The sequence below is a fragment of the Micropruina sp. genome (genome assembly GCF_047602385.1).
Classification (GTDB): Bacteria; Actinomycetota; Actinomycetes; order Propionibacteriales; family Propionibacteriaceae; genus Micropruina.
The window spans coordinates 1008300-1034240 of the sequence record NZ_JASGHL010000001.1 but is presented as its reverse complement, the minus strand read 5'-3'; the positions used below and the strand labels follow the sequence as shown (position 1 = coordinate 1034240).

Annotated in this window: 24 protein-coding genes and 2 pseudogenes; 16 read left to right on the top strand and 10 right to left on the bottom strand. The window is 69.6% G+C overall.

Features of this window, described 5'->3' with window-relative positions; all coding sequences use genetic code 11:
• Positions 1-29: 29 nt before the first annotated feature.
• The 4 genes from hrcA to tgt all read left to right on the top strand — a co-directional run bounded on the left by hrcA (position 30) and on the right by tgt (position 4517).
• On the top strand, positions 30-1046 hold the full coding sequence (hrcA, locus tag QM711_RS04835; RefSeq protein ID WP_415096776.1) for a heat-inducible transcriptional repressor HrcA: 1017 nt from the start codon (positions 30-32) through the stop codon (positions 1044-1046).
• A 2-nt stretch (positions 1047-1048) separates the two neighbouring features.
• The gene (gene dnaJ / locus QM711_RS04830) at positions 1049-2227 is read left to right on the top strand and encodes a molecular chaperone DnaJ (protein ID WP_415096898.1); all 1179 of its coding nucleotides are present in this window, start codon (positions 1049-1051) and stop codon (positions 2225-2227) included.
• A complete protein-coding gene (locus tag QM711_RS04825; protein WP_415096774.1) occupies positions 2224-2955 on the top strand; it encodes a 16S rRNA (uracil(1498)-N(3))-methyltransferase in 732 nt (243 codons plus the stop codon). Before dnaJ ends, QM711_RS04825 begins: the two co-directional genes overlap by 4 nt.
• A gap of 329 nt (positions 2956-3284) precedes the next feature.
• Positions 3285-4517 carry a tRNA guanosine(34) transglycosylase Tgt gene (tgt, locus tag QM711_RS04820; protein WP_415096896.1) on the top strand — a complete coding sequence of 411 codons (1233 nt, stop codon included), beginning with the start codon at positions 3285-3287 and terminating at the stop codon, positions 4515-4517.
• Between the two features lie 263 nt (positions 4518-4780).
• Here the strand turns inward: tgt and QM711_RS04815 are convergent, their stop codons facing one another.
• Positions 4781-6244 carry a carbohydrate-binding domain-containing protein gene (locus QM711_RS04815; RefSeq protein WP_415096772.1) on the bottom strand — a complete coding sequence of 488 codons (1464 nt, stop codon included), beginning with the start codon at positions 6242-6244 and terminating at the stop codon, positions 4781-4783.
• On the opposite strand from QM711_RS04815, the gene QM711_RS04810 reads away from it, so the two are divergent.
• Entirely contained in the window at positions 6233-6448 is a 216-nt protein-coding gene (locus QM711_RS04810; RefSeq protein WP_415096770.1) for a hypothetical protein, read from the top strand. The genes QM711_RS04815 and QM711_RS04810 overlap by 12 nt on opposite strands.
• On the opposite strand, the gene QM711_RS04805 is transcribed toward QM711_RS04810, so the two are convergent.
• Complete coding sequence (locus tag QM711_RS04805) at positions 6438-7025, bottom strand: DUF4956 domain-containing protein (protein ID WP_415096768.1); 588 nt, start codon at positions 7023-7025, stop codon at positions 6438-6440. The two genes, QM711_RS04810 and QM711_RS04805, sit on opposite strands and share 11 nt — an antisense overlap.
• Before the next feature lie 241 nt (positions 7026-7266).
• Here QM711_RS04805 and QM711_RS04800 point away from each other — a divergent pair, with 241 nt between their 5' ends.
• Entirely contained in the window at positions 7267-7971 is a 705-nt protein-coding gene (locus tag QM711_RS04800) for a PP2C family protein-serine/threonine phosphatase (RefSeq protein ID WP_415096766.1), read from the top strand.
• Between the two features lie 285 nt (positions 7972-8256).
• Here QM711_RS04800 and QM711_RS04795 read toward each other — a convergent pair whose 3' ends face one another.
• A complete protein-coding gene (locus tag QM711_RS04795; protein WP_415096764.1) occupies positions 8257-8970 on the bottom strand; it encodes a queuosine precursor transporter in 714 nt (237 codons plus the stop codon).
• A 166-nt stretch (positions 8971-9136) separates the two neighbouring features.
• Between QM711_RS04795 and QM711_RS04790 the strand changes: the two genes are divergently transcribed.
• The 4 genes from QM711_RS04790 to QM711_RS04775 all read left to right on the top strand — a co-directional run bounded on the left by QM711_RS04790 (position 9137) and on the right by QM711_RS04775 (position 12107).
• Positions 9137-9574, top strand: a complete 438-nt coding sequence (locus QM711_RS04790) for a DUF5709 domain-containing protein (RefSeq protein ID WP_415096762.1) — start codon at positions 9137-9139, stop codon at positions 9572-9574.
• Positions 9561-10538 carry a prolyl aminopeptidase gene (gene pip, locus QM711_RS04785; RefSeq protein WP_415096760.1) on the top strand — a complete coding sequence of 326 codons (978 nt, stop codon included), beginning with the start codon at positions 9561-9563 and terminating at the stop codon, positions 10536-10538. Before QM711_RS04790 ends, pip begins: the two co-directional genes overlap by 14 nt.
• A 112-nt stretch (positions 10539-10650) precedes the next feature.
• Positions 10651-10824 carry a hypothetical protein gene (locus tag QM711_RS04780; RefSeq protein ID WP_415096758.1) on the top strand — a complete coding sequence of 58 codons (174 nt, stop codon included), beginning with the start codon at positions 10651-10653 and terminating at the stop codon, positions 10822-10824.
• Positions 10825-10889: 65 nt separating this feature from the next.
• Positions 10890-12107 (top strand): MFS transporter, encoded by a 1218-nt coding sequence (locus QM711_RS04775; protein ID WP_415096756.1) that lies wholly within the window; start codon positions 10890-10892, stop codon positions 12105-12107.
• A gap of 160 nt (positions 12108-12267) precedes the next feature.
• On the opposite strand, the gene QM711_RS04770 is transcribed toward QM711_RS04775, so the two are convergent.
• Complete coding sequence (locus QM711_RS04770) at positions 12268-12900, bottom strand: nucleoside/nucleotide kinase family protein (RefSeq protein ID WP_415096754.1); 633 nt, start codon at positions 12898-12900, stop codon at positions 12268-12270.
• 354 nt (positions 12901-13254) lie between these two features.
• Between QM711_RS04770 and QM711_RS04765 the strand changes: the two genes are divergently transcribed.
• The 3 genes from QM711_RS04765 (at position 13255) to QM711_RS04755 (ending at position 15666) form a co-directional block, all read left to right on the top strand.
• Complete coding sequence (locus tag QM711_RS04765) at positions 13255-14202, top strand: PhoH family protein (RefSeq protein WP_415096894.1); 948 nt, start codon at positions 13255-13257, stop codon at positions 14200-14202.
• On the top strand, positions 14199-14654 hold the full coding sequence (gene ybeY / locus QM711_RS04760; protein WP_415096752.1) for an rRNA maturation RNase YbeY: 456 nt from the start codon (positions 14199-14201) through the stop codon (positions 14652-14654). The genes QM711_RS04765 and ybeY overlap by 4 nt, the downstream gene beginning before the upstream one ends.
• A 64-nt stretch (positions 14655-14718) precedes the next feature.
• The gene (locus QM711_RS04755; protein ID WP_415096750.1) at positions 14719-15666 is read left to right on the top strand and encodes a phosphotransferase; all 948 of its coding nucleotides are present in this window, start codon (positions 14719-14721) and stop codon (positions 15664-15666) included.
• Here the strand turns inward: QM711_RS04755 and QM711_RS04750 are convergent.
• A complete protein-coding gene (locus QM711_RS04750) occupies positions 15604-16320 on the bottom strand; it encodes an MFS transporter (RefSeq protein ID WP_415096748.1) in 717 nt (238 codons plus the stop codon). The two genes, QM711_RS04755 and QM711_RS04750, sit on opposite strands and share 63 nt — an antisense overlap.
• Positions 16301-16906 (bottom strand): MFS transporter, encoded by a 606-nt coding sequence (locus tag QM711_RS04745; RefSeq protein WP_415096746.1) that lies wholly within the window; start codon positions 16904-16906, stop codon positions 16301-16303. Before QM711_RS04745 ends, QM711_RS04750 begins: the two co-directional genes overlap by 20 nt.
• A gap of 154 nt (positions 16907-17060) precedes the next feature.
• Here QM711_RS04745 and QM711_RS04740 point away from each other — a divergent pair.
• Positions 17061-18405, top strand: a pseudogene (locus QM711_RS04740) (hemolysin family protein).
• A pseudogene (gene era / locus QM711_RS04735) lies at positions 18405-19320 on the top strand (GTPase Era). The pseudogenes QM711_RS04740 and era overlap by 1 nt, the downstream one beginning before the upstream one ends.
• Positions 19321-19592: 272 nt before the next feature.
• Here the strand turns inward: era and QM711_RS04730 are convergent.
• From QM711_RS04730 to QM711_RS04715, 4 genes are all read right to left on the bottom strand, one after another.
• On the bottom strand, positions 19593-21251 hold the full coding sequence (locus tag QM711_RS04730; RefSeq protein ID WP_415096744.1) for a calcium-binding protein: 1659 nt from the start codon (positions 21249-21251) through the stop codon (positions 19593-19595).
• Between the two features lie 245 nt (positions 21252-21496).
• Complete coding sequence (locus tag QM711_RS04725; RefSeq protein WP_415096742.1) at positions 21497-23221, bottom strand: AtzH-like domain-containing protein; 1725 nt, start codon at positions 23219-23221, stop codon at positions 21497-21499.
• On the bottom strand, positions 23214-24317 hold the full coding sequence (locus QM711_RS04720; protein WP_415096740.1) for an acetamidase/formamidase family protein: 1104 nt from the start codon (positions 24315-24317) through the stop codon (positions 23214-23216). The genes QM711_RS04725 and QM711_RS04720 overlap by 8 nt, the downstream gene beginning before the upstream one ends.
• Complete coding sequence (locus tag QM711_RS04715) at positions 24314-25027, bottom strand: FadR/GntR family transcriptional regulator (protein WP_415096738.1); 714 nt, start codon at positions 25025-25027, stop codon at positions 24314-24316. The genes QM711_RS04720 and QM711_RS04715 overlap by 4 nt, the downstream gene beginning before the upstream one ends.
• Positions 25028-25232: 205 nt before the next feature.
• Between QM711_RS04715 and QM711_RS04710 the strand changes: the two genes are divergently transcribed.
• A complete protein-coding gene (locus tag QM711_RS04710; RefSeq protein ID WP_415096736.1) occupies positions 25233-25937 on the top strand; it encodes a YoaK family protein in 705 nt (234 codons plus the stop codon).
• Positions 25938-25941: the final 4 nt, after the last annotated feature.

Sequence of the window (25941 nt, the reverse complement as noted above, 5' to 3'; positions counted from 1 at the left end):
TGCCAATAGCGCCGTGCCGAGGAGGGGTCATGCTGGACGACCGCAAGCTCGCCATCCTGCGCGCCATCGTCACCGACTACGTGTCCTCGCAGGAGCCGGTGGGCTCCCGCGCCCTGGTCGAACGGCACAACCTGGGGGTCTCGCCGGCCACCGTCCGCAACGACATGGCCGTCCTCGAAGAAGAGGGCTACATCACCCAGCCGCACACCAGCGCCGGCCGAATCCCCACCGACAAGGGCTATCGGTTGTTCGTCGACCGGCTGGCCGCGGTGAAGCCGCTGTCGCTGGCCGAACGGCGGGCGATCCAGACCTTCATGGCCGGCGCACTGGACGTCGACGACGTGGTGCGCCGGACCGTCCGGCTGCTGGCCCAGATCACCCAGCAGGTCGCCATCGTCCAGTACCCGGTGCTGTCCCATGCCACCATCCGGCTGATCGAGGTGCTGGCGCTCACTCCCGGTCGCGGCCTGGTGATCCTGGTCAACTCGGCGGGCCGGGTCGACCAGCGGGCGGTCGACCTGGTCGACGCCGGTGACGACCAGCTCGCCGAACTGCGCGGACGCCTCAACGCCGCCCTGGTCGGGAGAGCTCCGTCCGCGGCCGTCGAGCGGCTCAGTAGCCTGCTCGACGAACTGCCGCCCGAGCTGCGTCCGGTCGGTTCGGTGGTGATCGCCACCCTGCTCGAGTTGACCGCGGCCGACCCGGCCACCCGGGTGGTGGTCGGCGGCGTACCGAACCTGACCCGCTTCGGCGACCAATTCGAGACCACCGTGAAACCCGTCCTCGAAGCACTTGAGGAACAAGTCGTGCTGTTGCGGTTGTTGGGTGAAGCTGGTGGGTCCAGCGAGGTCACCGTCCGGATCGGACACGAGAACCCGTACGCACCGCTGCAGTCGACCTCGGTCGTGGCCAGCGCGTACAGTCACGGCGACGATGTCTGGGCGAGCATGGGAATCGTCGGCCCCACCCGGATGGACTATCCGACCACCATGGCCTCCGTGCGGGCGGTCGCCCGTTATGTCGGCCGCTTCCTGGCAGAAGGATGATGTTGACCAAGGACTACTACGACGTGCTGGGTGTGACCCGGGACGCGACCTCCGAGCAGATCAAGAAGGCGTACCGCCGGCTGGCGATGAAGTACCACCCGGATGTCGCCGACACCGCCGATGCCGCCGACAAATTCAAGGAGATCGGCGAGGCCTACGAGGTGCTGCACGACGCCAACAAGCGGGCGATGTACGACCGCGGCGTCGATCCGCTCGCCTCCGGCGGCTTCCCCGGTGGTGCGCAGGGCTTCGGCTTCCCCGGCGGGGGAGCGGCCGGCTTCGACTTCACCAACCTGGTGGACGCGATGTTCGGCCAGGCCGGCGCGCGTGGGCCGCGCTCCCGCGTCCGGCGCGGCCAGGACGCGCTGGTCCGGCTGTCGCTGACCCTTGCCGAGGCGGCGTTCGGCATCACCAAGCCGGTGCGGGTCGAGACCGCCGTGATCTGCGGCACCTGCAACGGCTCCGGCGCGAAGGACGGCGCCGAGCCGGTCACCTGCTCGACCTGTCACGGGCAGGGCGACATCACCCAGATCCAGCGCTCCTTCCTGGGCGACATCCGCACCACCCAGCCCTGCCCGGTCTGCCGCGGCTTCGGCACCACCATCCCGAACCCGTGCGGCGAGTGCTCCGGCGAGGGCCGCGTCCGGTCGCAGCGGACTATCAACGTGAAGATTCCCGCCGGAGTGAACGCCGGCAACCGGATCCACCTCGAGCATCAGGGCGAGGTCGGCCCCGGCGGCGGCCCGGCCGGCGACCTCTACGTCGAGTTGAGCGTCGAACCGCACGAGACCTTCAAGCGCAACGGCGATGACCTCGAGATGGTGATCAAGCTGCCGATGACCGCGGCGGCGCTGGGCACCGAGGTCACCCTGCCGACCCTGGAGGCCGAGCGGGACGACCTGGACGCCGAGTTGAGCACCGTCCGGCTGACGATTCCCAGCGGCACCCAGTCGGGCAGCCGGATCCCGATCGCCGGTCGCGGCGTGCCGCGGCTGCGGGGTGCCGGACGCGGCGACCTCGGCGTTACGCTGCTGGTGCAGACCCCCGGCCGGCTCGACGACCACCAGCGGAACCTGCTTCGGCAACTCGCCGAAGCACGCGGTGAAGCCGGCGCCGAGATCGCCGTGGAGAAGCAGCACAAAGGTGTATTCGGCTGGCTGAAGGACGCATTCACACAATGACCGAGGCTTTGTTCTTGGCGGACCTGGAATCCCCGGCGGTCGGCGACACGGTCGCCGTCACTGGCGACGAGGGACGGCACGCGGCGATCGTGCGCCGGATCCGCAAGGGCGAGGTGGTGCTGATCAGCGACGGCATCGGCCAAGCGATCCGCGGGCCGGTGCTGACCGCCGACGTCAACGGGCTGGTCGTCGAGGTCGCCGAGGTGCTCGCCGACCCGGTCCGGCCGCTGCGGGTCACCGTGGTGCAGGCGCTGGCCAAGGGGGACCGGTCCGAACTGGCACTGGAGATGCTGACCGAGCTGGGCGTCGACGAGATCGTGCCGTGGCAGGCGTCCCGCTCGATCGTGAAGTGGGCGCCGGACCGGGTCGAACGCGCGCTGGCCCGCTGGCGCACCATCGTCCGCGAGGCGACCAAGCAGTCCCGACGGTTCCGGGTGCCGCGGGTCAGCCCGCCGCTGACCACCGCCGAGCTGGCGCTGCGAATCCCTGAGCCCGCGCTGACGCTGGTGCTGCACGAGGGCGCTGACACCAGGCTGAACGCGGCCGACCTGCCCGCCGAGGGCGAAGTGATGGTGATCGTCGGGCCCGAGGGCGGGTTGACCCCGGAGGAGCTGGAGCTGTTCGCCGAGGCGGGTGGGCGTCCAACCCTGATCGCGGACGCGGTATTGCGGACGTCCACCGCCGGAGTCGTGGCATTGGCGCAACTGCAGGCTCTGGCGCGTGCGTGATCCGCTCAGCGTGGATGTGTCGCTTTGATCCCCACTAGGTTGCCGCGGGCGCGGAGGGGAGCCCGAGCCGCCCCCCTCCAGATCCGCCTCGCAAGCTCGGCAGATCTTCCGGACGCCCACCTACCTGCCTCGGGCTCCCCTCCGCGCCCGCTTTACGGTTGCGATTCGCTCGAGTGGTACGGCGGGGACGGTTCTTTTCGTTCCACTCAAACTGGGCGGAACGAAAACAACCGTCCCCGCCGTACCGCTGGTCGCTGTCCGGTGCCGTTGTCTCGTCCACGCCCGCTCGACGGTGGCGTCCGGCCCTGGTCGGCGTCGCGAAGGGCCGAATCGTGAGTTCTTCCTTCTCCTTCACACCGGGTGCGGTGCTGGCCAATGGCAAGGGCCGATCGGGTGTGATCGATACTCCGCACGGGCAGATTCGGACGCCGACGTTCGTGGCGGTGGGAACCAAGGCGACGGTGAAGGCGGTGTTGCCCGAGGCGGTCGCCGACCTGGGGGCGCAGGCGGTGTTGGCCAACGCGTACCACCTGTTCCTGCAGCCGGGCTCCGACATCGTGGACGCCGCGGGCGGGCTCGGCGCCTTCATGAACTGGCCCGGTCCGACCTTCACCGACTCGGGCGGGTTCCAGGTGATGAGCCTCGGTGCCGGGTTCAAGAAGGTGCTGGCGATGGACACCGTCGGGCTCGCCGACGACGACGTGATCGCCGAGGGGAAGACCCGGCTGGCGCACGTCGACGACGACGGGGTGACCTTCACCAGCCACCTCAACGGCGACCGGCACCGGTTCACCCCCGAGGTGAGCATGCGCATCCAGCACGAGTTGGGTGCCGACATCATGTTCGCCTTCGACGAGCTGACCACGCTGATGAACACCCGCGGCTACCAGGAGCAGTCGGTCGAGCGGACGCACGCGTGGGCCGTCCGGTGCCTGGCGGCGCACGCCGAGCTCACCGCGGCCCGCAGCCACAAGCCGTACCAGGCGCTGTTCGCCGTGGTGCAGGGCGCCCAGTACGAAGATCTGCGCCGACGGGCTTCCCGCGATCTGGCCGGTCTCGAGGTGGACGGCCAGGCGTTCGACGGCTTCGGCATCGGCGGTGCCCTGGAGAAGGAGAACCTCGGCACCATCGTCGGCTGGTGCACCGAGGAACTGCCGTTCGACAAGCCGCGACACCTGCTCGGCATCTCCGAGCCGGACGACTTCTTCGCCGCCATCGCCGCCGGCGCGGACACCTTCGACTGCGTGATGCCCTCCCGGGTCGCCCGCAACGCCGCGCTCTACACCCGGGACGGCCGGTTCAACGTCAACACCGCCAGGCACCGCCGCGCGTTCGAGCCGATCGAGGACGACTGCGACTGCTACACCTGCGCCCACTACACCCGGGCCTACCTGCACCACCTGTTCAAGGCCAAGGAGATGCTGGCCTCGACCCTGGCCACCATCCACAACGAGCGGTTCACCGTCCGGCTGGTCGATGAAATCCGGGCGTCCATCGAGACCGGTGAGTTCGACGCCTTCCGCGACGCGTTCCTCGGCCGCTTCTACGCCGGACGCCGCTGACCCAGTTCGACCATCCGGGGACGGTTCTTTCCGTTCGAGAATCGCATGTTCGGGGACGGTTCTTCTCGTTCGAGAATCCGCATCTCCGAGAACTGTCCCTGAACCTTCGACTTTCGAACGGAAAGAACCGTCCCCGGATCTTCGAGAACCGCATGCCGGAGAACCGTCCCCCGGTGTGCGGAGAGACCTGCGAATCGGCAGCAAACAAGGATCCGGATCGCGCTGGAACAGACCAGCCCGATCCGGATCCTTGTTTCGCGGGGTCAGCGCCGCGGGCCGCCACCTCCGCCGAAGCCGCCGTTGGTGGTCACCTGCGAGGTGTCGGTGGTGCCAACGGAACTGCCATCGACGTAGACCGTGTAGGTCTCGCCTGCCTTGATCTGGTCGTTGGAGATCACCAGGGACGCGATCTGCCGGCTGGGGGAGTAGCTGGCCACCACGGTGCCGGAGGAGTCCTTGACCTCCACCTTCGAGCCGGCCGCCGCAATCAGGCTGATCATCAGCGACTTCTGCGACGAATCGGTGCTCGGGGCCTGCGCCATCCCCGACGAGCCGCCGGCGACGATGCTGCCGCCGGTGATGGTGAAGGTGCCGTTGTAGTCCAGCGCGGCATTGCCGTTGTTGGTCGGCCCGTTGACCACCACGGTTCCGCCGGTCATCGTGATGGCGCCGTTGGAGTCGAGCCCGTCGCCGTCCGCGGTCACGGTCAAGGTGCCGCCGGAGACGCTGAGCAGGGTGCCGGTCTGGGCTTCCATGTCGCCGGCGGTGCTGGCCGAGTCGGTGGCGTTCACCCCGTCGTCGCTCGCGGTGAGGCTGGTTTCACCACCGCTGATGCTGATCACCTTGGCCTCCAGCCCCTCGACCGACTTGGTCACCACGGTGCGACCGCCGGTGATGGTGATCGCCGTCCAGGCGTCGATGCCGTCGTCGCCCGAGGCGAGCTTCACCGTGCCGTCCGCGACGCTCACGTAGCCGAGTCCGGCATCGGATTCGTTGTCGGACTTCAGCGAGTCGCCGCCGCTGGTCACCTCGACGGTGCCGCCCTTGACCACCACATAGTCCTTGCCGCGGATGCCGTCGTCCTTGGCGGTCACCTTGATGGTGCCGGAGACGATCACCAGGCCGTCCGAGCTGGCGATGCCGTCGTTGTAGTTGCCGGTCACATTCAGGGTTCCGTTGCCGATGATGGTCAGGTCGTCCGAGCTGTCCAGTGCGGCGTTGGGGTCGTCGTCGCCGGTGGCGGCGTAATTCGCGCCGTCGGTGATCGAGTTGGTGGTGCCGTCGGTCAGCACCAGGACGGTCAGGTCGGCCTGGGCGATCACCACCGCCGAACCGTCGGAGTTGGTGATCGAGGCGTTGTCCATGATCAGGTAGACGATGCCGTCGCCCTCGTTGTTCACCACGACCTGGCCGTCTGCGAGGGTGCCGGTGAGGCGGTAGGCGCCGGCGGCGGTGATGGTGATCACTCCGTCGGCCACGGTGACACCGTCGGTTGCCTTCGGGTCGGCGAGGTCGATGGTGACCTCCTTGCTGCTGTCCCAGGTGTGGTCGGCCTCGGTGTCGTGGTCGGCGGTGAGCGCGACGGTCGCGGCGGTGCCGGTGCTGGTCGAACTGGTGGACGTGGTGGAGGCGGTCGCCGCCACGCCGGCGCAGCCCGCAAGGCCGATCAGGGCCGCGGCCACGCCGCCGGCGATCCAGGTCTTCACGCTGGTCAGGTGCTTGTTCATGGTCATTGGTCTTTCTGTTTCGATGTCGGTGAGGAAGTGCTGATCGATGCTGTTCCGAGTGAGGACGTGCCCGGCGGGATGAGCGACGGCGCCCAGATCGTGTGGGCGTATCGGTTCATCCGGCGCACGAGCTGGGGATCGTCGAGCGCTCGCCGGGTGCGCCGCAGCCGGGACGTGATTGATCAGCGCTTCCTCAGTGGGTGAGGGCTTCGGCGGCCGGTGCGGCGACCAGGGGTGCGGCGGTACGGACCCGGTAGCGGACGTCCACGACGGTGGTGTCGCGCACCTGATCGACCTGCTGGACGGTGAACTGCTTGATCTCGGCGCCGAGCAGCGTGCTCAACTCGGTGCGCAACTCCAGTTCGTCGGTGATCGCCCGGTCGAGAGTGAGCACCTGATGCCGGTAGCCGCCGAACATCGCGGGGTGATCGGCGAGGAACATCACCGCGACCAGCAGTCCGATCAGGACCTGGCCGAGCCAGGTCGGGTCGAGGGTGAGCCCGGCCAGCAGACCCATCGCCAGTGAGACGAAGTAGTAGGCAACCTCGGAGTGGCTCAGCTCCGAGGAGCGCAGCCGGATGATCGACAGGACGCCGAACAGGCCCAGTCCGAGACCGAGGCCGACGGACGCCCCGGCGAGCGCCGCGCTGACCGCCAGGACGGCGACGTTCAGGCCGATCATCGCGACCATCACCTCGCGGCGACGATAGCGTTGGAAGTACACCCCGAACGCCAACACGACGATGGCGACGAGATCGATGCCGAGACTGACCGGATTCATGGGTTCATTTCCTTCGTTGATTCGATTTCGCTACCCGGTGTGGTGCGTGATGATCCGACGGTAGGAAACCCACCCGGCACGGACCTTTGAGGTTCCTGTGTGGTGTCTGTGGGCGCCTCGCGGGGTTGGCGACCGGTGGAAAGCCGGTTGATAGCCTGACCCGACGCCGGGTCGTCCGGCTCACACGATGAGGAGCGACATGCCACAGGTCGTCGTCGGCGCGGCCACGGACGTAGGCCGAGTGCGAGAGCATAACGAGGACGCCTTCCTGGCCGGCGACCGGGTCTGGGTGGTGGCGGACGGCATGGGCGGACACGCGGCCGGCGACGTTGCCAGCCGGCTGGCCGTCGACTCGCTCGCCGAACTGGACGGCACCGACGAACTGCGTCCCGCCCGCGTGCACGCGGCCGTGGCCAGAGCGAATTCGGCGGTGATCGGCTATGGCAGGGAGCACCCGGAGGCTCGGGGGCTGGGCACCACGGTGGCCGGACTGGTCGAGTTGGAGATCGACGGGGTTCCGCACTGGGCCGTGTTCAACGTGGGCGACTCCCGCGTCTACCGCTACGCCGACGGCGAGCTGAGGCAGGCGACCATCGACCATTCCGAGGTCGAGGAACTGCTCGAGGCGGGACTGATCGATGCCGCACAGGCCCGGGACCACCCCGCGCGGCACCTGATCACCCGCGCCATCGGCATGCTGCCGACGCCTCCGGTCGACCTGTGGCTGCTGCCCCGGACGCCCGGCGAGCGCTTCCTGCTCTGCTCCGACGGGCTCAACTCGGAGCTGGAGGACCAGCAGATCGCGGACGTCCTGGCTGCCCACGACGATCCGGGCGAAGCTGCGTCAGCCCTGGTGGCGGCGGTATTGGGCACCGAAGCACGGGACAACGTGACCGTCGTCGTGGTGGACGCGCGTCCTCAGCAGGGCCGGGCGGACGATGCCTAGGCGCCGCCGCCTCCGGGCGCCGGCGCCTAGGCCGATCTTGGCTGGTCGAGCGTGTCGAGACGAGACCGTGTGCGCCGGCAGGGGGTTTCGACAAGCCCAACCCGCAAGCTTCGACAAGCTCAACCCCGCGGTGGCGGCGCGTCCCCGCGGACTTGCCGATCTTCGCTGGTCGAGCGTGTCGAGACCCCGCCGGCAACGGGTTTCGACGAGCTCAACCAGCGGAACCCCGGATTGGTCAGCACATCCCTGACAAACGTCAGAGTTGTAGCTGACGACGCCCGACACTCAGCTCGAGGACGGTACCGCGATGCCCTCGCGCCGACGAATCCAGCCGATGATCCGGTAGGTGACCGGCAGGAAGATCACCTCGACCAGCACTTTGTAGACGAAACCGACCAGGGTGTAGTTGATCAAGGTGGGCAGATCGAGGCTGCCGCCGCCCAGGAAGGCGCCCAGCGGACCGAATGCGATCAGGCAGAAGACCAGGGTGTCGGCGAACTCCCCGACCACCGTCGAGCCGACCAGCCGGACCCAGAGCCGTCCCGGACCGAACCGGTCGCGGATCCAGACCAGGACCACCGCGTTGAGGAATTGCCCGGCCAGATAGCCGGCGAGGCTGGCCAGCACGATCCGCGGCACGAAGCCGAGCACCGCATTCCAGGCATCGTTGTTCGGCCAATCGGACGCCGGGGGTGCGGCGGCGACTACCGCGAAGGTCAGCGACATCAGCGCCGCCAGCCCGAAACCCGTCCAGATCGCTCGACGGGCTTTCGCCAACCCGTAGACCTCGGCCAGCACGTCGCCCAGCACGTAGGTCAGCGGAAACAGGAAGGCGCCGCCGTCGGTGATGATCGGCAGCACCGGAAAACCGCCGACCTCGACTGAGGGACCGAACTCGATCAGCTTGGTCGCGGACACGTTCGAGATCAGCAGCAGGCCGCAGAAGGCGGCCAGCACCAGGTCGTAGGTGGGGCGTCGCGGCGGGAGTGGCGAGGTCACGGGCCGGAAGCCTAGCCGTGTCTCTTCCGGTCGGAGCATCCCCGCCGTGGGATGGGCGCAGACCTGCTCCGGCTCAGGAACGGGGTGGATCTGCGTCGCGGGCACGAATCCGCGCAGGTTGCCCGTCGTCCTCGCCCCAGCTGAGGTGAGGTGGCAGGCTAGTGCCATGACCGACTTCGACCCGACGATGCCCGATGAGTCCGAGCAGCTCGACCAGCTGCAGGCCGACGACTCGCTGATCGACCGCGGGGTCGCGGACGTGCTCGACGAAGGCTACGTGTCGCCGGAGAAGTGGTCGCCGGCGCAGAGCTACGGCAACACCGCGGCCGAGATGCGGCACGGCGAGACCCTCGACCAGCGGATCGCCCAGGAGGAGCCGGACGTTTCGCCCGCCGACTCGAAGTGGAACGACGACCCCGCCGAACTCCGGCAGGTGGGCAAGCGCCGGGCCGGCCGTCTGGTGGACGCCGAAGGGGGCTACGGAGAGTTCGACAACGAGGCCGAGAGCGTCGGTCACGACGTCGGGTTCGCGGGTGGCGCGGCGAGTGCCGAGGAGGCCGCGATGCACATCATCGACGATTACGAGGACGATGACGACGACTGAGCTGTACCCGGCGTCCGAGCCGTTGCGAACCGGTCGCCTGGACGTGGGCGACGGGCACACCCTGTACTGGGAGGAATGCGGCAATCCGGACGGCAAGCCGGTGGTCTTCCTGCACGGTGGCCCCGGTGGCGGCTGCAGCCCGGTGCACCGGCAGTTCTTCGACCCCGCGCGTTACCGGATCGTGCTGTTCGACCAGCGCGGCTGCGGTCGCAGCACCCCGCACGCCAGTGCCCCGGACGCCGATCTGAGCAGCAACACCACCTGGCACCTGGTCGCCGATGTCGAGCGGCTCCGGGCCGCCCGCGGCATCGAGCGCTGGCAGGTCTTCGGCGGCTCGTGGGGCAGTTCGCTCGCCCTCGCCTACGCGCAGGCGCACCCCGGCGTGGTCACCGAACTGGTGCTGCGCGGCATCTTCACCCTGCGGCGCAGCGAACTCGACTGGTACTACAACGGTGGCGCCGCCAACCTGGCACCGCAGTGGTGGGAGCGGTTCGAGGCTCCGCTGATCCGGGCGTTCGGCGCGCTGCCGGCCGGATTCGACCGGATCGATGGCTACCACCGGCTGCTCTTCGACCCCGACCCCGCAGTGCACCTGCCGGCCGGTGTGGCGTGGACCAGCTGGGAGGCGGCGACGTCCACCCTGGAGTTCTCCGAGGCACTGGTGGAGGACTTCTCCGACCCCGACTTCGCGCTGGCGTTCGCCCGGATCGAGAACCACTACTTCGTCCACGGTGGCTGGCTCGACGAAGGCCAGCTGATCGCCGGCGTCGATCCGATCCGGTCGATCCCGGCGGTGATAGTGCAGGGCCGCTACGACCTGCCGTGCCCGATGGTGACCGCCTGGGATCTGCATCGAGCCTGGCCGGAGGCCGATCTCCGGATCGTCCAGGCAGGTCACGCGGTGACCGAACCCGCGATCGCCGCCGAGCTGATCAAGGCGACGGACGCGTTCGCGTCCGGCTGAGCGGGCCAGCCGCGACCGATCCCGGGGCGGCCTGAAGGGGGTGGGCAGCCGCACCGCGATCCGGCTAGCCTCGACGGATCGACCCTCATTCCGATCCGATCAAGGAGCCTCGATGACCAACGATCCGCACAACGGCGGCGACATCGCGTCCGGCCATGGCGATTCCACGGTGACCGGTCCGGTCTCCGACGAGAAGGCCGAGCAGATGAAGCGCAACCAGGCCGAGAAGAACGACGGTCCGCCCAGTTCCGGGGACAGCGCCGGCGACGCCGAGGGCGACGAATAGCGGCGGTCGATCTCGCGGCCGGCCGTGCGACGGATTCTGTCCGGGCCGCTGGATAGCCTGCCCGGGTGACCCTTTCCGCAACCGGCACCCCGGCGTCCGTCGACCTCCGGCGGCGGCGCCGCTCCCGGCTGGCGGTGTCGATGCTGTTCGTCCTGTCCGGGGCGCTGATGGGCGGCTGGGCCGGACGCATTCCGTCGGTACGTGACCAACTCGGCGTCTCGGACGGGGAGTGGGGCCTGATCGTGCTCGGCGGTCCGATCGGCGTCCTGCTGTCACTGCTGGTGCTGGCCCGGGTGATCACCCGGACCGGGTCACGGCTGCCCTCGATAGTCGGGGCCGCGGGCATGCTGGTGCTGACACCGGTCGCGGCTCTGGCCACCACCCCCGCCGCGTTGATCGCCTGCCTGCTGATACTCGGCCTGGCCCAAGGACTGCTGTTCGGCCCGATGAACGCGCTGGCGGTCGAGGTGGAGCGCGGCTACGGCCGCAGCATCTTGTCCTCCTTCCACTTCTGGTACAGCGGCGGCCAGTTCCTCGGCGGTGTGCTCGGAGTGCTGGCCGGTGTGCTGCGGCTGGCCCCGGCGGTCCAACTGGCGGCGTCCAGCCTGTTGCTGGCCGGCTTGTACCTGGCCACCGCGCGGTTCCTGCCGGACACCGAACGTCGTGCGTCCGCGCCCGGACTGGCCGAGCCGGGGTCGGTGCCACCCGACCCGCAGCCCGCGGTTCGTGGCTGGACGCCGCAGATCGTGCTGCTGGCGGCGATCGGCTTCCTCTCGTCGATCAACGAGGGCGGCTCGGTGCAGTGGAGCGCGTTGTACACGGTCTCGCTCGGCGGCGGGATCGCGCTCGGCTCGGTCAGTCTGGTCTGCTATTCGCTGTCGATCGCGGTGGTGCGGCTGGTCGGTGATCGGATCATCGAAGTCGTCGGACGCCGCAGGTTCCTGCAGCTATCGGCCGCCGTGTCCGCGGTCGGGATGGGCATCGCCTTGTCGGTCGGCACCGTCCCCGCCGCATTGATCGGGTTCGCCTGCGTCGGCATCGGCAGCGGATGCATCGTCCCGGTGGTGATGACCCTGGCCGGCAACCAGCCGTCGGTGCCGTCGGCCAAGGCGGTGGCTCTGATCAGTCTCGGCGAGTGGCCGGCGTTCCTGCTCGGCCCGCCGCTGATCGGCGGTCTGGCCGAGCTCTTCGGCCTGCGCGGTGCACTCGGGGTGATTGTGCTCGGGGCCCTGCTGATCCTGGTGCTGGCCATGTTCGTCCGAGAGCACACCCCCGCTCGCTAACTCGGGGACGGTTCTTTTCGTTCGGGTTTCGCACGTCCGGGGACGGTTCTTTTCGTTCGGGTTTCGCACGTCCGGGGACGGTTCTTTTTGTTCGGGTTTCGCACGTCCGGGGACGGTTCCTTTTGTTCGGGTTTCGCACGTCCGGGGACGGTTCTCTCGGTCAGCCCATCTCGACGACGAGGTCGGCCCGGACGCGGGTGCTGGCCACCCGCGCCGCATTCGGTTCGTCCACGGAGAACACCCAGTGCTCGGCGTGCTCTGGCGTATCACCATGCCCCAGCCGCCGACGGATCAGCCGGCGGCGTCGCTCGGCATCGTCCAGGCGCAGGTACCAGACCTCGTCCAGTTCGGGTCGGACGCCGCCCCACCCGTGGTCGTCGAACAGCAGATAGTTGCCCTCGGTGACCACCAGCGGCACCTCGGGGGCGACCCGGACGGCGCTGCCGATCGACTCTTCGATATCGCGGTCGAAGAGCGGCGCGTACAGCGACGCCTGCTGGCTGCGCAGCCGGTGTAGCAGGGTGACATAGCCATCGACGTCGAAAGTGTCCGGGGCACCCTTGCGTTCGCGGCGTCCGAGCCGAACAAGCTCGGCGTTGGCGAGGTGAAAGCCGTCCATGCCCACCACGACCATGGTGCCGCCAAGGCGCTGCGCCAGCAGCGCGGACAGGGTCGACTTCCCGACGCCGGGCGGTCCGGCGATACCCAGCAGCCGACGTCCACCGGCGGCGGCGAGGTCGGACGCCCGATCGAGCGCCTGGGCGAGGGAGACCGTGGGCGGGCTGCTGGGCATGAGGACAAGCATGACCCAGCGCCGGAGAGAACCGTCCCTGGACGTGCGGCTTTGGAACGAAAAGAACCGTCCCCGGACGTGCGAGACCCGAACGGAAAGAACCGTCCCCGGACGTGCGAGACCCGAACGAAAAGAACCGTCCCCGGACGTGCGAAACCCGAACGAAAAGAACCGTCCCCGGATGTGCGGGAGGGGCCCGTCCCCCGGGGGTGCGGGAGGGGCGACCCGGGCGCTGTCGGCGGGTCGGGCTAGGATTCCCTTCGTCCGATTCGAGGAGGAAGATTGCGAAAAGCCGGCAGCGAACCGTCCGAGCCCACCGGGGTGCGCCGGATCACGGTTCCGTCGTCGATCGACATGGTGAACGTGCTGGGCCCGCGGGACGAGTTCCTGGCGATTCTCGAGCGGGAGTTGTCCGCCGACGTCCACGTCCGCGGCAACGAGGTGACGTTCACCGGTGCGCCGGGCGACGTCACGGTCGCCGCCGAGGTGCTCACCGAACTGATCACCATCGTGCGCACCGGCCAGGGACTCACCCCGGACGCCGTCGAGCGGGTGGTATCGATGACCGCGCAGCAAGCGGAGACGCTGCGTCCGGCCGAGGTGCTGACGCAGAACATCCTGTCCAGCCGAGGGCGCACCATCCGTCCCAAGACGCTCAATCAGAAACGCTACGTGGACGCCATCGACGCCCACACGGTGGTCTTCGGCATCGGCCCGGCCGGTACCGGCAAGACCTATCTCGCGATGGCGAAGGCCGTCCAGGCGCTGCAGGCCAAGGAAGTCAACCGGATCATCCTGACCCGCCCGGCGATCGAAGCGGGGGAGCGGCTCGGCTTCCTGCCCGGCACGCTGACCGACAAGATCGACCCCTACCTGCGGCCGCTCTACGACGCCCTGCACGACATGATCGACCCCGAGTCGGTGCCCCGGCTGCTCACTGCCGGGACCATCGAGGTCGCGCCGCTGGCGTACATGCGAGGACGCACGCTCAACGACGCGTTCATCATTCTGGACGAGGCGCAGAACACCTCGATGGAGCAGATGAAGATGTTCCTGACCCGGCTCGGTTTCGGGTCGAAGATCGTGGTCACCGGTGACGTCACCCAGGTGGACCTGCCCACCGGCACCCGGTCGGGGCTGCGGATGGTGCAGGGCATCCTGGACGGCGTCGACGACATCGCGTTCTGCCAGCTGACCAACCACGACGTGGTCCGGCACCGGCTGGTCGGCCGGATCGTCGCCGCCTATGACCGCTTCGAATCCACCGAGCCATCCGCCAACCAGCGCCGGGAGCGCCGATGACCGTCGAGATCAACAACGAGTCGGGCGTCGAGGTCGACGAGCAGCGGCTGGTGGCCCTGGCGCTCTTCGCGATGGACAGCCTGCGCATCCACCCGCAGGCCGAGCTGTCGATCCTGCTGGTCGATACCGAGACGATGGCCGCTTACCACGAGAAGTACATGGACGAGCCCGGCCCGACTGATGTGTTGAGCTTCCCAATGGACGAATTGCGCCCGCCCAAGGACGGCGAGGAGCCGCCGCTGGGCATGCTCGGCGACATCGTGCTCTGCCCCGAGGTGACCGCGGCGCAGGCGTCCGACTCGAACCGGACGCCTGAGCAGGAGGCCGACTACCTGCTGATCCACGGTCTGCTGCACCTGCTCGGCTATGACCATGCCGAACCCGAGGAGAAGCAGGTGATGTTCGGACTGAACGACCGGATCATCGCCGCCTGGGCGGCGAAACGGGGCTGACCGATGGCCCGCCCGCTGAACTCGGCGCTATCGGTGCACCCGTCCGCGGATCGGTGAGCGGCCGGTGAACCCGCGCACCCGGCTCACCTGGGAGGAACTGCCCGGGCAGGTCCGGACGTGGGCGCAGCGGGCGCTGGGATCGCCGGTGGTGCGGGTCGACCACGCCAGCGGTGGCTACTCGCCCGGCACCACCGATGCTCTGTTCTGCGCCGATGGCAGCCGCGGCTTCCTGAAAGCCGTGCATCCTTCGATCAACCCTGACAGTCCCGGACTGATCCGGTCGGAGCGGCAGGCGCTGGAGAAGCTGCCCGCCGGCCTCCCGATCGCCGGGCTGATCGCCGCCCTCGACGAGGGCCCGGACGGCTGGGTCGCGATCCTGATCGAGCACGTCGCGGGCGAGCAGCCGCCGCTGCCCTGGACCAACGAGCTGATCGGCACGGTGCTCGCCGCGCTGCGAGTCACCGAGAGCGTCCGCGTCCCGGATCTCCGCGACGCCGTGGACGCGCTGAGACCGCTGCTCGAGCTGTGGCCGGGACTGGCCGGCCGGGCCGACCTCGACCCTTGGCTGGCGGCTCGGCTGCCCGCCCTCGATGCCGCGGCCCGGCGTGCGCTGGCCGCGGCTGCCGGCGAGACGCTGCTCCACCTGGATCTGCGTGCCGACAACTTGCTGCGTCGTCCGGACGGCACGATCGCCATCGTCGACTGGGCCTGGGCGGCCCGCGGGGCGTCCTGGGTCGACCCGGCCGGGCTGATCATCGAGTTCATCTCCAGCGGTTCGGCGGAGGTGGACGCAGATGCCTGGCTCGAGCGGATCGCGACCGACCAGGGCGTGCCGGCGGCGTTGATCGCCGACTTCCTGACCGGCGCCCTGGGCTATTTCGAGAGTGCCGGCAGGTCGCCGGATCCGCCTGGGCTGCCGACCGTCCGCGAGTTCCAGCGCTTCCAGGCGTCAGCCCTGCGCGGCTGGCTGCGTTCCTCCCGACACACCGGTCAGCTGCGGGACCGCCGGTGACGACGGTGGGCACGGCTGCTCAGCTGGCGGGACCAGTTCCCGCTCCCGCCGCACCAGGCTGAAGCCGACCGCAGCCAGCGCCAAGCCGACGGCGGCCATCGCGGCACCCACCCAGGCGGGTGCGACGAAGCCCCATCCGGCCGCGATCACCGTGCCGCCGAAGAAGGCGCCCAGGCTGTTGCCGACGTTCAGTGCCGAGTGGTTCAGGGCGGCCGCGATCGATTGATTGTCCTCGGCGACGTCCATCAGCCGGGTCTGGATCGACGGCGCCAGGATCGAGCCGCAGAAGTTCAGCGCGAACAGCAGCGCGGCCAGCACGAGGATCCACTGGGCGGTGAGCCCGATCAGCACCAGCACCAGTCCGGTGCCGACGAAGGCCCCCAGCAGTGTCCGCCGCAGGTCCCGGTCGGCGAGCCGTCCGCCGATCAGATTGCCGATGGTCATGCCGACGCCGCTGATCACCAGGGCCACCGGCACCGCCCAGGCCGGCGCGTGGGCAACTTCGGTCACCATCGGCGCGACGTAGCTGTTGACCGCGAAGAAGCCGCCGAAGCCGATGGCGCCGATTCCCAGCGTCAGCCAGACCTGTCCGATCCTGAAGACCCGCAGCTCGGCGCGAAGTGTGCGCTCCGGGCTACCGGGATGCCGCGGCACGAATGCGGCGATGGCCAGCCGTGCCCAGCGCGAACACCACGGCCACCGCCATGAAGGTGACCCGCCAGCCGTAGTTCTGGCCCAGGAACGTGCCGAGCGGAACCCCGACCACATTGGCGATCGTCAGGCCGGTGAGCACGAAGGCGATGCCCTGCGCCCTGCGTTCAGGCCCCAGCACGTCCGCGGCGACGAGTGCGCCGATGCCGAAGTAGGCACCGTGGGGCAGTCCGGCCAGCAGTCGCGAGAAGGCCATCCATTCGAAGCTTGGTGCGAGGAAGGTGAGCGCGTTGAAGACGGTCAGGGCGAGGGCCAAGGCGATCATCACCCGGTGCCGGGGGAATCGTGCAACTGCGCCGGCGATCGTCGGCGCCCCGATCACCACGCCGAGTGCGTACAGCGAGATCAGCACGCCGGCCTGTGCGATCGCGCTCTCCGGGTCGGACGTCCAGCTGGCGGGCAGCAGGTCTTTGGCCAGATCGGGCAGCAGGCCCATCACGACGAACTCGGTCATGCCGATGCCGAAGCTGCCGATGGCAAGGGCGACAAGGGCTGCGGTGCGCGCCCGGCGTGAGGTGGAGGCGTCCATGCCTGTATTCTAGTTCAGTTGACCAATAATCGCCCAATCGGCCCTCTCTCGTGCTAAGGGTGACCGCCGTCGGCGGCCGACTGTGATCCATCGGGCCTACTGCCATAGACTGTCCGCTCGATTACCCGGGTGAGAAACGAGTGATGAAACCCTGTTGACCGACCTGGAATGGCTCGAACTGGCTATTGCGGCGGCCTGTGTGCTGCTGGCCGCCCCGCTTGTCGCCGCTGAGGCCGCCCTGCCAGTCCTTCTCGAAGAGCCGCGCGCAGCGCCTGCTCGATGCGAATCGCGGGGGCGCGAGGGCACTCGTCCACATCACCGAGGACCCGGCGCCGACGCTGAACACCCTGCTCTTCGTCCGTATTCTCGCCGAGATCGTGTCGATCGTGATGGTCGCACTGTTCGTCTTCGGTCGCTTCGAGGCCACCTGGGCGCGGGTGCTGTACTCGGTCGGGATCATGGTGCTGGTCTCGTTCATCCTGCTCGGGGTCGCTCCGCGGACCCTGGGCCGGCAGCACGCGGACGCGGTGGCGCTGGCCGCCGCCCGGCCGTTGTCGATACTGACCAGCGTGCTCGGACCGATCCCGCAGGTGATGATCCTGATCGGCAACGCGCTGACTCCCGGCAAGGGCTTCGCCGACGGCCCGTTCAGTTCCGAGGCCGAACTGCGTGAGCTGGTCGACTACGCCGAGGCGTCCGACATGATCCAGGCCGACGAGCGGAAGATGATCCACTCGGTCTTCGACCTGGGCGACACGATCGCCAAGGAGGTGATGGTGCCGCGCACCCAGATGGTCTACATCGAGCACACCAAGACCGTCCGGCAAGGGGTTTCGCTCGCACTGCGGTCGGGATTCAGCCGGATTCCGGTGATCGGCGAGGACGTCGACGACATCTGCGGGGTGCTCTACCTCAAGGACGCGATCCGCCGGATGTACGACAACCCCCGGGCCCAGGCGACTGAGACCGTCGAATCGCTGATGCGCCAGCCGACCTTCTGCCCCGATTCCAAGCCGGTGGACGAGCTGCTGCGCGAGATGCAGTTGACCCGCTCGCACGTGGTGATCGTGGTAGACGAGTTCGGCGGCACCGCCGGGCTGGCCACCATCGAGGACATCCTCGAGGAGATCGTCGGCGAGATCGTGGACGAGTACGACCAGGAGGTGCCGCCGTCGATGGAGATCGGGCCGAACCGGTTCCGGATCTCGGCCCGGCTGAGCGTGGACGACCTGGGCGAGCTGTTCGGGCTGAAGGTTGACGACGACGATGTCGACACCGTGCTGGGCCTGATGGGTAAGGAGCTGAACAAGGTGCCGATCCCCGGCTCCGTGGTGGTCTGGGAGGGCATCCAGTTGGTGGCAGAGCGTGGCATCGGACGCCGCAACAGCATCCTGACCGTGCTGGCGTCCCTGGTCGAGGAGCCCGCGGAAGACCCCGCCGAGGGCGGCGTGGACGCCGCGACACAGCTGGCGTCCGACTCGGCGAAGCGGGCCAGCTGATGCACCGTTCCGGATTCGCCTGTTTCGTCGGACGCCCCAATGCCGGCAAATCGACCCTGACCAACGCGATCGTCGGGCAGAAGGTGGCGATCGCGTCCTCGCGTCCTCAGACCACCCGGCACGCCGTCCGGGGCATCGTCACCCGGCCGGACGCGCAACTCGTCATTATCGACACCCCTGGGCTGCATCGTCCGCGCACCCTGCTCGGCGAGCGGCTGAACGACCTGGTCTACGCGACCTGGTCGGAGGTGGACGTGATCGGCGTCTGCCTGCCCGCCGACCAGCGGATCGGTCCGGGCGATGAGTTCTTGGTCGGCGAGATCGCCAAGTTGCCCAAACGCCCGGTGCTGGTGGCCCTGGCCACCAAATCCGACCTGATCGGCAAGCAGCGGATGGCCGAACACCTGCTGAAGATCGCGTCCCTGGAGGAGAAGCTCGGCATCCGCTGGGCCGAGGTGGTGCCGGTCAGCGCGGTCACCGACGATCAGGTCGACCTGGTCACCGACGTGTTGATCGGGCAGTTGCCGGAAGGCCCCGCTTACTACCCGGACGGCGAGGTCACCGATGAGCCGACCGAGAACGCTGATCGCCGAACTGATCCGCGAGGCGGCACTGGAGAAGATGCACGAGGAGCTGCCGCACTCGATCACCGTCACCATCGACGAGATGGGCCTGCGCGAGGGGCGGCCGGAGCACAAGCCGCTGCTGGACGTGTTCGCCTCGCTGATCGTGGAGCGGGATTCGCAGAAGGGCATCGTGATCGGGCACCGCGGCTCGGTGCTCCGCGAGATCGGAACAGCGGCGCGTGCCCAGCTGACCGCACTGCTCGGCACGCCCGTCCACCTCGATCTGAAGGTGAAGGTACTCAAGGACTGGCAGCGCAACGCCAAACACCTGAACCGCCTCGGCTTCTAGCCCTGCGCGACGAAGTAGGCGTTATGGCGAGGCTCGGGTGGCGTGGGTCGGGGTCTCGCGGCGAAGTGAACGTTTTCGGACGGTCCGGGTGTCGCCAATACGCATCATTTTCGGCGACATGAAGCGGGTGGCCGAATCGTCCACGTGATTACGCGCGAATCTCGGCGGCACCCCGCACTCGGGCGCCGAGCCGGCCTTGGACGACGACTCGCCCGGACACCACGCGGGCGTCCGGGCGAATCGCCCTCCGGGGAGAGCCGCTACCGTGCGGGTCACTGCACGGTGGTCAACTCCACGGTGCCGGGGGCCAACCGGCGAGTGTTGAACGTATCGGCGCCCCCGCCACCGTTCACGATCAACCGATCGGTCGGTTCGACCCTGCTGAGCTGGATCTCTGCCGACAGGCCCTCCACGGTCACTGTCCCGCTGCCCACCCGGTCGGACGGCTCTCCGCTGATCCGGATGGCGTCCGCCTGGTTGCTGCCGGCCACGGTGACCGTGTCGACTGCCCGGTCGGGGTCGGGCACACCCGGCAGCCCCGACAGGTTGGCGACCACGGCCCGCAGGCCGCTTCCGCCGAGGTCGCCCACATCGAGGCTGTCCGCGCCGCCCATCGCGGCCACGTCAACCGCCTCGACCGAGCGCAGGTCCATCCGGATGTTGCCGAGGTCGCGAGTGAACAGGGACTCGCCCCGTCCCGTCCGGCTGACCGCGAACTTCTCGTCCTGGTTGGAACCACGGAAGACCAGCACGTCGGTCCCCGGGCCACCGTTGACCCTGTCGCTGCCTTCGCCCGGATCCCAGATGAACAGGTCGAGCTCACCGGCACCGAGGTCGGAGGTGTCGTCGCCGCGTCCGCCGTCGATCACATCGCTGCCCGGGCCGCCGATCAGGGTCTCGGCGGCATCCCCGCCCTGGATCTGGTCGTCGCCCGCGCCGCCGTCGGCGGTGAAGGTCAACGCGCCGGCCGGAATGCTGGCCGTGATCCGGTCGTCGCCGGCGCCACCGCGGACGATCAACTCGTCCTCGACGCCGGCACCGGTCAACTCGACATGCGCGGGCAGGCCGAGAACGTGGACGCCGGTGCCGTTCGGGCTGGTCTGGGCCAGGACATCGATGACGTCGGCCCGGCGGGTGCCCTCGACGATGGTGCGGCCCTGACTGCCGGGGTTGTTGCCGAGCCGGTTGATCACCTGCTTGACGCCGGTGCCGGCCAGGTTGCGCACGTTGATGGTGTCCTTGCCACCGAGCAGGTTGGTGTCGAGCACCTCGATGCCGTTCAGATTCATCGTGATGTTGGCGACGTCGCGGAAGAACCGGACCCGGCCACGCACGTTGCTGATCGTGACGTTCTCGTCGACTCCGGCGCCCAGGAACAACTGGGTGTCGTTGCCGGACTGGCCCTCGACGGTGTCGCTGCCCTCGCCGGGCGCCCAGCCGAACCGGTCGTCCCCCGAGCCCAGGTAGGCGATGTCGTCGCCGCGTCCGCCGAACACCGAATCGTTGCCGGCGCCGCCGTAGAACCGCTCGGCGCCCGGCCCGCCGGCCAGCAGGTCGTCTCCGGCGCCGCCGTATACCCGCGTCTTGATGGTGGCCGGGATCTCGACCGTGCTGAGCCGATCATTGCCGCCGCGGCCGTCCAGAACCAGCGACTTGACCAGGGCCTCGGGAACGAGGGTTTCGGCCTTGCCATCGCCGTCCAGGTCGACGCCGAGCTGGGCGACGCCGTCCACGGTGGTGTGGGTGAAGCCGATCGAGTCGGCGGAAGAGGTGCCGATCACCGTGAGTGCTCCACGCCCGGCGGCGAAGGTCACGGTGCCGAGCGCCGGCGCTGCCTGCGCCTGCGGTGCCGAGGTCAGCCCGAGCATCGCGGCAAGCCCGCCGCTGAGAATGAGTGCCGGCAGTCTGCCCCGGCCGTCCCGTCGAAACATAAGAGTCTCCTTCTTGGTAAGTGGACTCCCACGACGCTACGGACGCCGCACCCGCCGTTGATCGGTGACGATTGCCCACTTCAGTCGATCGGATCACCCAGGTGTGGGTGCTGGGCATGATCGACCCACCCAGGTGCTCGCGGCCGTCAACCCGCCGCCACTACGCCCTCCCTAACTACCTGTGCCCTCCCACATGAGGGAGGGCACAGGTAGTTAGGGAGGGGTTGGGGGTGAGCCAGTCCCAGTCAAACCAGGGTGGCGGCGAGTGCGATCAGGGCCGGATCGCTGTCACGCGGCCCGACCAGGCACACCCCGAGCGGCCCGCCGGACGTCTCGAGCAGCGGAGCGCTGACGGCGGGGCGTCCGGTGATCCCCGCGATGCAGGTCAGCCGGAAGTTGGCTTTGCGATGGGCGTCGACGGACTCGGCGGACGACCACACCCGGGGTGCCGGACCGGCGGCCGACGGCAGCACCAGGACGGCCTCGCCGAGCGCGTCGTCGAGCGTCCGGCGCAGTTCGCCCAGGACGGCCCGAGCGGCAGCGTCCTCATCGGGCGTGATCGCGGACGCCGCGGCGAACCGCTCGCCGGCGGCACCCTTGAGCGCATCCGGATGAGCGGCCACCCAGTCGCCGTGCTGTTGCCAGGCCTGGAACGCCTGGTGCACTCGGAAGGCTTCGGCGGCGGCGTCCAGATCGGGCAGCCGGACGCGGGACGCACCGGGCAGCCGGGTCGCGGCCCAGCTCTGGAAATGCTCCGCGACGCCGGGTTCGAGGATGGGTAGGCCGCCGACCAGGTGGACCGCGGGGACGGTTCCTTCGGACCGCTCCGGGTGCCGCGCCGACGAATCCAGCAGCACCGCCGCGGCGCGACCCAGCAGGTCGGGGGAGCGGGTCAGTACCCCGACGGTGTCGAAGTCCGGGGCGAGCGGCAGCAGCCCTTCGGCGAAGACCGCGCCATGCGTCGAACGCCAGCCCCACAAGCCTTGATAGCTGGCCGGGATGCGCACCGAGCCGCCGGTGTCGGTGGCCAGCCCGATGGACGCCGCACCGAGCGACACCGCCGTTGCGCTACCGCTGGACGAGCCGCCCGGCAGCCCGCCCGGGACCACCGGGTTCACCGGCGTCCCGTAGTGCGGGTTGTCGCCGGCCAGGCTGTAGGCGAACTGGTCGGTCCGGGCGATACCGGCCACGGACGCCCCGGCTGCCCGCAGCCGCGCCACCGCTGCACTGTCCGTGGCCTCGACGGACGCCTCGGCCAGGAAGGCCGGGACACCGGCCCCGATCGGGTGACCGGCCACCGCGAACAGGTCCTTCACCGCGACCGTTTCGCCGTCCAGGATGCCGCTGCCGGACGGCGGTGCCAGCGGGTCCCCGGCCACTCGCCACACGGCCCGGTCGAAGGTCGGCGGGGGAGGTGCGACGTGCGCCGTCCGGACCCGCCAGGCGCCGTCGGTGCCGCGTTGCCACAGCTGCGTCTGCAGCCCCCGGCCGCCACGGTTGGGTGCGGTGACCGCCACCACGCCGGCGGCGTCCTCGGACAGCGGGAACACCCGGACGTCGACCAGCCGGCGGGGTGGCGCACCGCGGCGGACCGCCCGGAAGTCGTGGATCGCGGCATGTCCGACTAACAGCCCGCCGGGATCGCCGCGGAGGGTGTCGGGTGCGTCGGTGAACAGCTCGTCCATGGCCGCCAGGTCGTCGGCGCCGAGCGCCAGTTCGTAGGCGGCGAAAGCGTCCAGCAGGCCGGGGGGTGCGTCGGTGACCATCGTGTTCAGGGTCTCGACAAGCTCGGCCAGGGGGGAGCTGGGTTGGGTCTCGACAGGCTCGACCAGCGGCTGGGTCTCGACGGGCTCGACCAGCGGGGAGCTGGGCTGGGTCTCGACAGGCTCGACCAACGGGGAGCTGGGTGAGGTCTCGACAGGCTCGACCAGCGGCTGGGTCTCGACGGGCGCCGGATCCGGCTCAGCCACCGAAGTCCGCCTTCCTGATCCGGGCGTGGACGCCCTTGACCAGGTCGACCACCTGGGAGATGTTGAAGTCGGTGGCGGCGCTCAGATAGGCGTAGGCGAGGTGCGGGTCCATCCCGTAGCGGGCCTGCAGCAGCCCCAAAGCCGCCCGCACGCAGTTGGCCGCGGCGACGTCCAGGTCGGCGTCCAGGCCGGTCGGGATCAGGAACTCGCGGGTCTCGGCCAGCGGTCCGGTGAACTCGCCGAACCGCTCGACCGCCGCGGACGCCGGCACCACGTCCAACCTGACGGTCGCCCGCAGCGACGCCTCCAGTGCGGTCAACGCCACCTCGCCGTCGCCCTGGGCGAAGTGCGGATCGCCGACATAGGCCAGGGCGCCGGCCACCTGCACCGGCAGGTACAGCGTCGAGCCCTCGACCAGCAGATTGATGTCGATGTTGCCACCGTGCGAACCCGGGGGCACCGAGTGGGGCCGCACGCCGCCGGCGGCGGCCACGCCCATCACCCCGAGGAACGGCTGCAGCGGGAACCGCACCGCGCCCGGCCCGCCCTCGACCAGCGGCAGCTCACCGAACGCGCCTTCGGGCGTCTCCACCACCGGGGTGAAGACGCTCACATTCTCCGGCCCGGACGGCATCTCGCCGGGCAGCGCACCGCGGCCGTGCCGGTTCGAGATGACCCCGTAGGGCACCCGCCGGTCCAGCCGCAGCACGGTGATCGCCAGCAGGTCGCCGACCGCGGCGCCACGCACCTCGATCGGGCCGGTGACCAGGTGCGGACCGTCCACCGCCGGATCGTGCCCACGCGCAGACCGGGCCAGGTCGACCGCCTCGGTCAGCACCTGGTCGGCCCGGACGCCGTGGCGGCCGAAGAAGCTGACCGGATCCCGCCCCTGGTCCTCGAGCACCCCTTCGTGGGACAGCGTGTCGATGGTGACGGTCTCGCCGGAGGCCACGCTCAGCATCGCGGGGTCGGACGCGCAGGGCAGCCGTCCCCAGAGCAGGTGATCGGGCTCGGCGCTCAGGTAGTGGTCGCCGGGCAGTTCGCCGGCACCGCGCTGCAGCACCGGCCCGGCCACGCCGTGGGCGAGCGCGGTCACAGTTCCGGCTCCGAGCGCAGCAGGTCGTCCAGGCCGGCGATCAGCTCGCCGACCTCGCCGAGGTGGGCGTGCATGGCGAGCCGGGCCGACTCCGGGTCACCCGCGGCCAGTGCCGCGTACAGGCGCTGGTGTCCTTCGATCGAGTTGCGGCGTCCCTCCCGGGCCAGGTGGGAACGCAGCCGGACCTCGTGCACCAGGTTGTTCATCGCTTCGCAGACCCCGACCAGCAGCGGGTTGCCGGTGGCGACGGCGAGCCGGCGGTGGAACTCCACGTCGAGCCGCAGCGATTCCTCGGCGGTCAGCCCGGCGTGGCTCTCCCGGAGGATGTCGTCGAGCTGGGCCAGGTCGAGGTCGGTGGCGCGCTGGGCCGCCAGCGCGGCGACGTGCGGTTCGACCAGCCGGCGCAGTTCGGCGACCTGGGCGAACTCGTCCGGACCGGCGTCGGCGAACGGGGTGAAGTCCAGCGTCAGCGCCGGTTCCGGTGGGCGCCGGACGACGGTGCCCCGGCCCGGGCGCCGCTCGATCAGCCCGCGGTCCTCCAGGGCACGCAGCGCCTCGCGCAGGGTGGCCCGGGAAACCTGCAGCGTCGCGCACAGTTCCCGTTCGGGCGGCAGCTTGTCGCCGGGCGCCAGGTCGTCGGCGATGTGCCGTTCGAGGCTGGCGGCGACCTCTGCGCTGATGGTGCGCGGTCGCGGGACGGTGAGGTTCATGCCTGTCCTTGCTTGTCGATCGTCGGTTCTGCCGGCGGGTGGGATCGGTTGGCGCCCTCGGATCAGCCTTGGTATGTTGGTCTGACCAAGTCCCGACTGTAGCGCACCGAACCCCGGTCCGGCTCGCTTCGGCCAGGAGAAGCCATCGGTCGCAACGCCGCTACCGCCCGAGGCCGGACGCCGTCCGGAAGCCCAGGAGGTCGTCGTGCCAGTGACCGGATCGGCGGAGCGCGTCGCGTCGCCGGCGGCTGGGGCGGCCTCGCACACGACCCTGATGCTGGCCCTCACCTTCTCCACCGGAATCGTGGACGCCGTGGGCTACCTCGGCCTCGACCGGGTGTTCACCGGCAACATGACCGGCAATGTGGTGATCCTGGCGATGGCGGTCACCGGGGCCGACGGCCTGCCGGTGCTCGGACCGGTGCTCGCCCTGCTCGGCTTCGCCGGCGGCGCCGCGCTCGGCGGCCGACTGCTGCGGCGCTTCGGCACCGGCTGGTCGGTGGCCACCACGCGCATTCTCGCCGGCGTGGGCGTCTGCCTGGCCGCGCTGACCGTCCTGCTGGCATTGCCCGGCCTGGACGAGCCCCGTCGGCTGGTCGTCACCACGCTGCTCGGCGCGGCGATGGGTGCCCAGGCCGCCGCCGCCCGGCAGGTCGCGGTCAAGGACGTCACCACCGTGGTGGTCACCTCGACGATCACCGCGCTGTCGGCGGATTCGTTCCTGGGCAACGGCTCGGGCTCGCACTGGCGCCGCCGCGGCACCGCCGTGCTGATGATCATGCTGGGCGCGCTGGCCGGCGCCCTGCTGCTGCGCGTGCATCTCGCGCTGGGACCGGCGCTGGCCGCGCTGGTCACCTTCGCCGTCACCTGGTCGGGTCACCGCGGCCGGGCCGTCCCACCAACCGAATGAGGAA